7 protein-coding genes and 2 pseudogenes are annotated in these 8745 nt (G+C 65.0%); 8 read left to right on the forward strand and 1 reads right to left on the reverse strand.

Annotated features, from left to right (window positions below; translation table 11 throughout):
* Nucleotides 1-92 precede the first annotated feature (92 nt).
* Nucleotides 93-1646, reverse strand: a complete 1554-nt coding sequence (locus FUT88_RS21605; protein WP_147218252.1) for an MFS transporter — start codon at nucleotides 1644-1646, stop codon at nucleotides 93-95.
* Between the two features lie 64 nt (nucleotides 1647-1710).
* On the opposite strand from FUT88_RS21605, the gene FUT88_RS21610 reads away from it, so the two are divergent.
* The 8 genes and pseudogenes from FUT88_RS21610 to FUT88_RS21640 form a co-directional block, all read left to right on the forward strand.
* Entirely contained in the window at nucleotides 1711-2676 is a 966-nt protein-coding gene (locus tag FUT88_RS21610; RefSeq protein WP_147218254.1) for a LysR family transcriptional regulator, read from the forward strand.
* A gap of 31 nt (nucleotides 2677-2707) precedes the next feature.
* Nucleotides 2708-3187 (forward strand): CreA family protein, encoded by a 480-nt coding sequence (locus FUT88_RS21615; protein WP_147218256.1) that lies wholly within the window; start codon nucleotides 2708-2710, stop codon nucleotides 3185-3187.
* 162 nt (nucleotides 3188-3349) lie between these two features.
* Nucleotides 3350-3526, forward strand: coding sequence for a hypothetical protein (locus FUT88_RS26280; protein WP_186829359.1), 177 nt, complete (start codon nucleotides 3350-3352; stop codon nucleotides 3524-3526).
* A 369-nt stretch (nucleotides 3527-3895) separates the two neighbouring features.
* A complete protein-coding gene (locus FUT88_RS21620; RefSeq protein WP_147218258.1) occupies nucleotides 3896-4423 on the forward strand; it encodes a (2Fe-2S)-binding protein in 528 nt (175 codons plus the stop codon).
* Nucleotides 4424-4442: 19 nt separating this feature from the next.
* Nucleotides 4443-6821 (forward strand): xanthine dehydrogenase family protein molybdopterin-binding subunit, encoded by a 2379-nt coding sequence (locus tag FUT88_RS21625; RefSeq protein WP_147218260.1) that lies wholly within the window; start codon nucleotides 4443-4445, stop codon nucleotides 6819-6821.
* 15 nt (nucleotides 6822-6836) lie between these two features.
* Nucleotides 6837-7642, forward strand: a pseudogene (locus FUT88_RS21630) (FAD binding domain-containing protein).
* Nucleotides 7643-7663: 21 nt separating this feature from the next.
* The gene (locus FUT88_RS21635) at nucleotides 7664-8560 is read left to right on the forward strand and encodes an AAA family ATPase (protein ID WP_147218262.1); all 897 of its coding nucleotides are present in this window, start codon (nucleotides 7664-7666) and stop codon (nucleotides 8558-8560) included.
* 3 nt (nucleotides 8561-8563) lie between these two features.
* Nucleotides 8564-8745, forward strand: a pseudogene (locus tag FUT88_RS21640) (hypothetical protein); the annotation flags it as partial.

The raw sequence follows: 8745 nt of genomic DNA on the forward strand, positions 1-8745 counted from the left end.
TCGGCGCGCCTTTCTTTGCTTACCTTTCTTTGGCAAGACAAAGAAAGTAAGTCGGCCCCGCCAGGGGACGAAAACCACATCAACCAAAACGCCTACCGCAACGACCGCTGCAACCAAATCCCCCCCGCACACCCCAACGCCACCACCGCGCCCCAGGCAAACAAATCCCCCACCGCCAATAACGTCGCCTGCCGATCAATCTCCGCCGAAATCCGAATCAACTCAGAACCCTGCAACGGATGCGGCCACTGCCAGGCCGGCGTCAGCGCACTCACATGTCCCACAAGGTCGGTCCGGTGCTGCGCCTGCCCGCGCTGGAGCAACAACGTCGCGCCCATCGTCCCAAAGGCCTGTGCCCAGGCCCGCATGATTCCCTTGAACTGATAGGCATGGCCAAAATCCTTGGCCGGCAGATCCACGTAAGTCAACCCCGCGACCTGGATCACCACGAACATCCCCACCATGCCTTCGATCATGAACCCCGGCGCCACTGCCGCCACCGAGGCACCCGGCATGGCCACATGCGACATCCACAGCAGCGCCGTCGCCATCAGCACAAAACCGATGGAAATCAGCACGCGCTTGGTCGGCAGCACATTGGTCAACTGAAAGTTCAGGATGCCCAGCGCCACCGTCACCAAGCCGCCCAGGCTCATCAGTTGCGCTGTGGTCTCATAGCGGAAACCCAATCCGTTCTGCAGCAGGCTCGACGAAAGAAAGCCCCAGGCGCTCGCAAACATGTAATAGATGGCGTAGAACACCATGCCCATCAGGAAGCGCCGCTGCAGCGTGGCCCGCAAGTCCACCCACGGCAGCGGATGGCCCGTCTGCCGAATCCCAACCCAGAGGATGAGCGCCACCACCGCAATGATCGGCACCACCTGCGCGGGAGAACCGTCGGGGTGAATGAACCGCGCCTGCTGAAAGCCGTGCAATGCAATCAGCGCCGCCAGCCCAAACGCGATGGCCGAGGGCCAGTCGAGCGAGGCGAAATCCCCCTTGCGCTCGTGCATCTTCGGATGCGGATAGAACGCCGCCACAAGCCCGCACACCACCACCGCCACCAGCAACTGCGCGACGAAGATGGCGCGCCAGCCGAATTGTTCGGTGAGCGCTGCCGACAGCATCGGCGACACGCAACTCAGCCCGAAGATGCCGTAGATCATGCCCTTCATCATCGTGCGGCGTTCGTGCGCGGGGCTGTGCTGCACAAAGATGCGCGATGTCGACAGCATCGGGCCGCCGCCAAACCCCTGCACCGCCCGGCCGACAATCAGCATCGTGCCGCCCTCGGCCGCGGCGCACATCAGCGTGCCGGCAATGAACACCAGCAGCGACAGCAGCGTGTGCCTGCGATACGTCATGTGATCGGCCAGCCGGCCCATCACCAGAATCGCCAGGCTGGCCGCGGCCGCATACGCCGTCACAGCCCACAGATACACATCCTGCGACGCCAGCACCCCGCCTTCGATATGCGGTCCGGCAATCGAAAACATCAGGTTGGACATGTAGTCCACGCCCGTCGCCAGGCCGATCACCATGCCCACCATGCGCAGTTCCATCCGGCTGCCGACGGTCGATGCGGCAGCGGGTTTGCGTGGTGCAGGCGGTGGAGAAACCGTGTGGTCTGTGCTTGGCGTGTTCATGCAGGGATGGTAATTTGCCGCGAAACCGGCGGAAATCGCCTGCCAACAAATTCATTGTTCAATTATGCGAACGACGGACTGGAACGACTGGGACACTTTTTGCACCGTGGCCACGCTCGGCAGCTTCACGCGCGCGGCCGATCGGCTGGGGTTGCCCAAGTCGTCGGTCAGCACGGCGGTGTCGCGCCTGGAGGGCAAGATGGGCGTACGCCTTTTCGAGCGCAGCACGCGCCGCCTGCGCCTGACCGACGCCGGCGAAGCCCTGCTGCGCGACGCCGGCCCATTGTTCCAGCGGCTGCGCGAAGTTTCGGAAGACGCCGCAGCGACGTTCCAGTCGCCCGCCGGCACATTGCGCATTGCCATGCCCTACGAATTTGCCGCCCGGCAGCTCGCCGAGGTGGTGCTGGAAGTCATGCGCGAGCACACCAGCCTGCGCATCGAAGTGGACGTTGCGCCGCGTCAGATCGATCCGCTCGCCCAGGGCTACGACATCATGCTGACCGTGCCGCGCGGGCCGCTGCCTGATTCCGGCCTCGTCGCCCAGCGCGTCTTCGATCTGCGCCGCGCGGTCGTCGTCGCCCCACAACTGCTCGAGCGCCTCGGGCCGCTCACTCACCCGGACCAGCTCGCCGATTGGCCCTGCCTCGGCACCTCCAACGAAGCCGAATGGCAGTTCCGCACGCCCGGCGGCGAAACGATCAACCTGCCGCTGGACTTCCGCATGCGCACTTCCAATAGCGAATTGCGCATGCAGGCCGCCATTGCAGGCCTGGGTGTTGCTCGCATCACCTCCGTCTTTGCAACGGACCTGATCGCCTCGGGCGCGCTGCGGGAAGTCCTGACCGATTTCCAATCTCCGCCGATGCGCGTGTATGCCGTCTTCCCGGGCCGCCGCCTGATGCCCGCCAAGGTGAAGGTCTTCATGGATGCCCTGCACCGCCGCATAGAGCATTCCCGCCAACACACCGACATGCGCCCAACCTTCGTAGACGAGGCCGCCGCATCCTGGCCGCCCGAATCGCTGCTCTGACTGACAAACCCTCTTTTACCTACGCAAAGCCATGCGCCCGTTCACCAAACTTCCCCTCTTGATTGCCGCGCTCGCTCTGAGCACCGTTGGATGCTCCCGCGCCGAGGACATCGGCAGCGTCAGCACCAATTTCCGCATCACCGGCTCCGACAAGATCGTCATCGAAGCCTTTGACGATCCGCTCGTGCAGGGCGTGACCTGCTATGTGTCGCGGGCGCGCACCGGCGGCATCAAGGGCTCGCTGGGCGTGGCCGAAGACGTGAGCGAAGCCGCTGTGGCCTGCCGCCAGGTCGGCGAAATCAGCTTCGCCAAGCCGCTGCCGCAGCAGGACGACATGTTCACGCAGCGCTTGTCGCTCGTCTTCAAGACGTTGCACGTGGTGCGCACGGTCGACCGCAAGCGCAATGTGCTGGTCTATCTGACGTATTCGGACAAGGTCATTTCCGGCAGCCCGAAGAACAGTGTGACGGCGGTGCCGATTCCGGCCAGCCAGCCCATTCCAGTCAAATAAGCGATGTTCGCACCACATTGGTGCGGCGCAACGCAAGCGTGGTGGCGGAGCAACGGGAGACGGCGCAAAAGGGGTGCATACGTAAGCCTACGTATGGTGCATTGCATCATCTGGTGTATAGTCAGGGTATTCCCTAACCGGGATTTCCCTAAGAGGCCAATCATGCAAAACACGAACGACCTGAAGCTGACCGATCAACTCGAACGCGAACTGATCGAGCGCGAAATGTCCGAAGGTATCTACTACTATCGCCGTCCGAGCGGCCAATCGTTCTCGTTCGCCCAGTTCTTCTCGGCAATCGCGAACCTGTTCAGCACGCACCGCACCGCCAAGGCCTAACCCGCCGCGCTATTGTCGATGGGCGTGTGCCCAAGCTAGCTGTATGTAGCAATCGCAGTTTCAGTAGCACCGTGCGCCGGCCGTGTGTCATCACACCCGCCGCCACACCCGCCAGGTCATGACCGCCTGGTGTCAATCGAGGGCCGGATTCCGGCCCTTTGTCATTTCTGCGGCATTTGTATGGGTTGTTGTATGCCGCAGCATCGCCCTTTCTCCTCCGACCGGCCCACCGCGCTGCGGTTGTCTTCTGTTTAGCCTGTGCTTTACTGAGTAAAGCCGCGACCACCGATATCCAGACCACGCGCGCATCTTCACAGCCAGGAAGACGCACAGCATGGCACCCGGCGCCCATCCCCCAAGGAGACTCCCATGGCGATCAGCCTCAAGCTGTCGGTCAACGGTGCGCCTGTCACCGTCAGTGTCGAACCCCATACCCTGCTGGTCCAATTGCTGCGCGAGCAACTTCGCCTCACCGGCACGCACGTCGGCTGCGATACCGCGCAATGCGGCGCGTGCACGGTGCATATGAACGGGCGCGCGGTGAAAGCCTGCAACATCCTGGCCGTGCAGGCCGACGGCGCCGAGGTGACGACCATCGAAAGCCTGTCGAAAGATGGTGCGCTGCACCCGATGCAGGAAGCCTTTCGCCAATGCCACGGCCTGCAATGCGGCTTCTGCACGCCCGGCATGGTGATGGCGGCGACGGCGTTGGTTGCGCAGCATCCGCATCCCGATGAACACACGGTGCGCGAGCAGCTCGACGGCAATCTTTGCCGCTGCACGGGTTATCACAACATCGTGCGCGCGGTGATGCACGGGGCCGAAGCCATGGCCGCAGCCGAAGGCGACGATGCCTCGCTGCAGAGCCTGGCCGCGGCGCGGGCCCACGCCGCCTGACCCCAGCGAGGAGACCACCATGAACGCTCCCGCAGAACCCAACAATCACCTGATCGGCGCGGCCGTCAAGCGCAAGGAAGACTTCCGCTTCCTGACGGGCGCCGGGCAGTACACGGACGACGTTGTCCAGGCGCACCAGTCCTACGCGGTGTTCCTGCGCTCGCCGTATGCGCATGCGCGCATCAAGCACATCAATGCGGAGGCTGCACGCAATCATCCGGGCGTGCTGGCCGTGCTCACGGGCGACGACCTGGCCGCCGACAAGGTGAACGGCCTGCCGTGCGGCTGGCTCATCCACAGCATTGACGGCACGCCGATGAAGGAGCCGCCCCACCCTGTGCTCGCGCAAGGTAAGGTGCGCCACGTGGGCGACCAGGTCGCGCTGGTGATGGCCGAATCGGTGAAGATCGCCAAGGACGCCGTCGAGATGATCGACGTCGAATACGACGAACTTCCCGCCGTGGTGGACACCGCCACCGCGGATACCGCCGGCACCGCCGTCCACGACGACGTGCCCAACAACACCTGCTACACCTGGGGCCACGGCGACAAGGCGGCCACCGACGCGGCATTTGCCAAGGCCGCGCACGTGACGCAGCTCGACATCGTCAACAACCGGCTGATCCCGAATGCGATCGAGCCGCGCGCCGTCAATGCCAGCTATTCGCGCCAGGACGACAGCTACACGCTCTACGTCGCCAACCAGAACCCGCACGTCGAACGCCTGCTGATGTCGGCATTCGTGCTGGGGCTGACCGAAGCCAAGGTGCGCGTGATTGCGCCGGATGTGGGCGGCGGGTTCGGCTCGAAGATCTTCCTGTACCCGGAAGACGTGGCGCTGACCTGGGCGTCGAAAAAGGTCGGCCGGCCGATCAAGTGGACGGCCGAGCGCTCCGAATCCTTCCTGACCGATGCGCATGGCCGCGACCACGTCACGCATGCGGAACTGGCACTCGATGCGCAGGGCAATTTCCTCGCCATGCGCGTGCATACGACGGCCAACATGGGCGCGTATCTGTCGACGTTCGCCAGTAGCGTGCCGACCATCCTGTATGCGACGTTGCTTGCCGGCCAGTACAAGACGCCGGCCATCTATGCCGAAGTGAAAGCGGTCTTCACGAACACCGCGCCCGTCGATGCGTATCGCGGTGCCGGTCGGCCGGAAGCAACGTATGTGGTCGAACGCCTCGTGGAAACGGCTGCGCGCGAATTGCAGATCGACCCGGCTGAACTGCGCCGCCGCAACTTCATCCGCACGTTCCCGTATGCCACGCCGGTGGGCCTGACGTATGACACGGGCGACTACGAACCGTGCCTGGACCGCGCCATCGAGCTGGCCGACGTAAAAGGCTTTGCCGCCCGACGCGATGCCTCCCGCGCCAAGGGCCGGCTGCGCGGCATGGGCTATTCCTGCTACATCGAGGCGTGCGGACTCGCGCCATCGAACATCGCGGGGGCATTGGGCGCGCGGGCCGGCCTGTTCGAAGCCGGCGAAATTCGCGTGCATCCGACGGGCTCCGTCACCGTCTTCACCGGCTCGCACAGCCATGGTCAGGGCCACGAGACGACGTTCGCGCAAGTGGTGGCCGACCGCCTGGGCGTGCCCATCGACAACATCGAGATCGTGCACGGCGACACGGGCCGCATCCCGTTCGGCATGGGCACGTACGGCTCGCGCTCGATTGCCGTGGGCGGCTCGGCCATCATGAAGGCGCTCGACAAGATCGAGGCCAAGGCCAAGAAGATCGCCGCGCATCTGCTGGAGGCATCGGCGGAAGACATCGAGTTCAAGGATGGCGTCTTCCGCGTGGCCGGCACCGACCGCACCAAGACCTTTGGCGAAGTCGCGCTCACGGCCTACGTGCCGCACAACTATCCGCTCGACAAACTCGAACCCGGGCTGGACGAGAACGCTTTCTACGATCCGACCAACTTCACCTACCCGGCCGGCGCGTACATCTGCGAGGTGGAAGTCGACCCCGACACCGGCGAGGTGCACATCGACCGTTTCGTTGCGGTGGACGACTTCGGCAACATCATCAACCCGATGATCGTCGAGGGCCAGGTGCACGGCGGGCTTGGTCAAGGCATCGGCCAGGCGCTGCTCGAAGCGTGCGTGTACGACGAAAACGGCCAGTTGCTGACCGGCTCGTACATGGACTACGCCATGCCGCGCGCCAACGATCTGCCCAGCTTCACGGTGGAAACCGCCAAAGGCACGCCGTGCACGCACAACCCGCTCGGCGTCAAAGGCTGCGGTGAGGCGGGCGCGATCGGTTCGCCGCCGGCGCTGATCAACGCCATCGTCGACGCGCTTGCGCCGCTGGGCGTGAAGGACATCCAGATGCCCGCGACGCCGCACCGCGTCTGGCAGACCATTCAAGCGGCCAAGGCCTAGGCAGAGGAGCGAACCATGTACGACTTCGAGTACCAGAAAGCCACCGACGCCCAGACCGCCGTCACCGCGCTGAAGACGCACGCCGACGCCAAGTACCTCGGCGGCGGCCAGAGCCTGCTGGCGGCGATGAAGCTGCGGTTGGCGCAGCCGTCAACGCTGGTGGATGTCACGCGCATTCCGGGCATGTCGGGCATTCGCACGCAGCCGGCGTGATTACGGTGGGCGCAGCCACACGCCATGCCGATGTGGCCGACAGCGCCGAGATCGCCCGCATGCTGCCCGCGCTGGGCGAACTGGCCGGCGGCATCGGCGACAAGCAGGTGCGCGCCATGGGCACGCTCGGCGGGTCCCTCGCCAACAACGACCCAGCCGCGTGCTACCCGGCGGCCGTGCTCGGGCTGAACGCCACCGTCGTCACCGAGCGGCGCAACATCGCGGCGGACGATTTCTTCCTTGGCATGTATGAGACCGCGCTGGCTGCAGATGAACTCATCACCGAGGTGCAGTTTCCCGTGCCGGACCAGGCGGCCTACGTGAAATTCCGCAACCCCGCGTCGCGCTTTGCACTGGTGGGCGTATTCATCAGCCGCAAGGGCAACAACGTGCGCGTGGCGGTGACGGGCGCGGCGCCGTGCGTGTTCCGTTGCACGCCGCTGGAGCAAGCGCTGGCGGCCAGCTTTACATCCGAAGCGGCGCGCAAGGTGGTGGTGCCGGCCGACGACTTGGTGGGCGATCTGCATGCCTCGCCGGAATATCGGGCGCACCTCATTCCCGTCTTGACGGCGCGCGCGGTTGAGCAGGCGTTGGCGCATCATCATTGAGCGCACCGCCCAAGGAACGGCATGCCGGTCGATTCCATCGACGACTGCATCGCGCAACTGCAAGGTCAGGGCTATTTCGCCGGCCGTGAGCTGGCCACGGCCTTGTTCCTCGCGCTGCGCATGCAGCGGCCGCTGTTTCTGGAGGGCGAGCCCGGCGTCGGCAAGACGGAGCTGGCGAAGGCGGCGGCGGGGCTGCTCGGCACGTCGCTGCTGCGGCTGCAGTGCTACGAGGGGCTCGACACCGCCAGCGCGCTCTATGAATGGGACTACCCGCGCCAGATCATGGCGCTGCGCCTGGCCGAGGCCGCCGGTGAGAAGCCCCGCGCCGACACGCTGTACCGCGACGAATTCCTCCTCAAGCGGCCGCTGCTGCAGGCGCTGCTGCCCGACCCACTCCATCCCGACACACCGCGCGTTCTGTTGATCGACGAGATCGACCGCGCTGACGAACCGTTCGAGGCGTTTCTGCTTGAGCTGCTGTCCGACTTCCAGGTGTCGATTCCCGAATTCGGCACGGTGCGCGCGCAGGTGATTCCGCTGGTCATCATGACGTCCAATCGCACGCGCGAGGTGCACGACGCGCTCAAGCGGCGCTGCCTGTATCAATGGATCGGCTATCCCGACAAGGCGCGGGAGCTGCAGATCGTCGCGCAGCGCGCCCCCGAAACCGCCGCCCGCCTGCAACAGCGCGCCGTCGATTTCGTGCACCGCCTGCGCGGCATCGACCTGTTCAAGGCGCCGGGCATTGCCGAGGCCATCGACTGGTGCCGCGCATTGGCGGCGCTGAACGTGACGGAACTGGATCCGCAGTCCGTGCAGGACACGCTGGGCGTGCTGCTCAAATACCAGGACGACCTGGCCCGCGTGGATAGGCCGACCATCGAGCAATTGCTGGCGGCCCCCGCGCTGCCGGAGTAACGCATGCAAGCGACCGTGCCGATGCAGTTGCCCATGCTCGCGCGCAACGTCACGCATTTCGTGCGGCTGCTGCGCAATGCCGGCATGCCGCTGGCGCCCTCACGTGCGGTGGACGCCATCGAAGCCCTGAGCCATATCGACATCGGCCGCCGCGACGACGTCAAGGCTGCGCTGTCTGCCCTGCT

This window comes from Ralstonia sp. TCR112 (assembly GCF_007997035.1).
In the GTDB taxonomy this organism is placed as follows: domain Bacteria; phylum Pseudomonadota; class Gammaproteobacteria; order Burkholderiales; family Burkholderiaceae; genus Ralstonia; species Ralstonia edaphi.